The following is a 1,860-nucleotide window of genomic DNA, read 5'->3' on the forward strand; positions in this document are numbered from 1 at the left end:
TCGGGAACTGTCGGAAGCTGCTGCTGAGCCCGCGCTCCACCAGCAGCAACGACGAGAGCGAGGGCGGCGAGGACTGTGCGCATCCTGGCAGGATAGCGGAGCTGCCGGCACCAGCAACCGCTTTGGGTACGACCCACCGCCGCCGTCTCGATGATGTCGCCGATCGTATGGGTCTTCTCCGACAGGCTGACGATGTTGCCGGCCACCGCCTCGGCCTGCTCGCGGATCGCGTCCATGGCCTTGGCGGTGTGGGATACGGCGCGCAGGCCCTGGCGGGAGGTCTGGGCGGTGGCCTGCGCGGTGGCGATCACCTCCGTGGCGCGCTTGGCCGTCTGGGCGCCCAACTGAGTGATCTCATCCATGGTTGCGGCGGTCTCCTGCACGGCGGCGAATTGCTGTTCGACCGAGGCCGCCTGCTCCTGCGCCGAGGCACGGATCTCGGCCGCGGCGGCGTTCAGGTCGGCCGTGGCGGTTCGGTTGGCGCGCGCAAGGTCTGAGAGCCCCGCCACCATCGCGTTGAGGCTGTGGCCCAAGCGGCCGATCTCGTTGTGCCCGCCCTCCCCCAGTTTGCCGGTGAGGTCGCCTTCCCCAACCCGCTCGACGAAGCTCATCACGCGCACCAGTGGCCGAACGATCAGGCGGTTGATGGCGAAGCCGATCATGGCGCAGATCAGCAGGGTGAGCAGGGTACCACCCCACAGAGCGAAGCTCTCATCGCGCTGGGCTTGACCGACACGTGCAGCTTGCGCGGCTCGGGTCCGCTCCTCCAGTACGTCGATAGCGGCAAGCTTACCCCGCAGGGTGTCGAAGAACTGCTTGCCCCTGCCTTCTGCCTCGATGCGCACCCCATCCGGTCGCGTCGCTGGGTTTGCCATCTCTCGGATGGCGGTCTCGCCGATGTCGCTCTGCCACGCGCGGGCGGCCGTCACGGCATCGGCTAACAGGCGCGATCGCTCGGCATCGTCGCCGATCAATGTCGTCAGGCGGGTGATCGTCTCGTCGAGGGCAGGCCGACCCGAGCGGTAGGGTTCCAGACTGCTCTCGCGTCCGGTGATCAGGTAGCCGCGTAGCCCCGTCTCCTGGTTGAGCATGGCGGTGCGAAAAGCGTCGAGGCCGCGAACCACCTGCGTCGAGCGGTCGAGTGCGTCGGTTGCATCCTGTAGCTGGTTGCGTGTGGCCAGCACCGCCCCGCTGCTGAGCACCGACACCAGCGCGATGACGCCGATGGCACCGCCCAGCGTGCGATTGAGGCCAAACGTGTTCGGCATGCTTGGCCTTTCTCGCTCTGACCCACGGTCAGCATCGCGCAACAGCCGCAGCGACGTCGGCATCGCCCATAGCGCTCAAAGCGGGCTGGGGCGAGCGACAGGCAACAGGATGAGGAGAAGGCACGACGGGTAAGAGCACAGCGATAGGCGCGCGTGAACCAGCTCCTGCAAGCTGCTCGCGTAGTCCGCTTGCGGCTATCAGACCGAGCGCGACGCGTGACGAGAGGAAGCCAAGCGGATGAGTGCAAAGGCTGCCCCGCACCTTCATTCTCATTTCGGAGCGCGTAGGCTGAGGTGAGCGGGGCTGGCGGGGTAGAGGTGGCTATCGGGACGCTGGCCGAGCACGTCCATGACGCGGTCTCGTGCCCCGGCGTCGGCGATCGGCAAGCCATGTTCAAGTTTAGCGATCACCTCGGGGGTGACCTGCGCGAGCGCCGCCAGGGTCTCGATCGAGTAGGCGCCTCGGACGCGGGCAGCATGGATCTGCGCGGCTAACGCGGCATCCAAGGACGAGGGCTTGTCGTGTTGTTCGCTCATGGGCGAGCGGTACGGGCTGGCTCAGGCTGAAGTTTCGCCCGGGCGGAATTTTCGC

At 67.0% G+C, this 1,860-nt stretch carries 2 protein-coding genes; both read right to left on the reverse strand.

Annotated elements, in window-relative coordinates; all coding sequences use genetic code 11:
* The coding region (locus tag MKK84_RS25970) for a methyl-accepting chemotaxis protein (RefSeq protein ID WP_243924907.1) at nucleotides 1–1,268 on the reverse strand (1,268 nt) is incomplete at its 3' end.
* Nucleotides 1,269–1,538: 270 nt separating this feature from the next.
* Nucleotides 1,539–1,805 (reverse strand): hypothetical protein, encoded by a 267-nt coding sequence (locus MKK84_RS25975; RefSeq protein ID WP_243924908.1) that lies wholly within the window; start codon nucleotides 1,803–1,805, stop codon nucleotides 1,539–1,541.
* Nucleotides 1,806–1,860 lie beyond the last annotated feature (55 nt).

Source organism: Methylobacterium sp. E-065, assembly GCF_022829605.1.
In the GTDB taxonomy this organism is placed as follows: domain Bacteria; phylum Pseudomonadota; class Alphaproteobacteria; order Rhizobiales; family Beijerinckiaceae; genus Methylobacterium.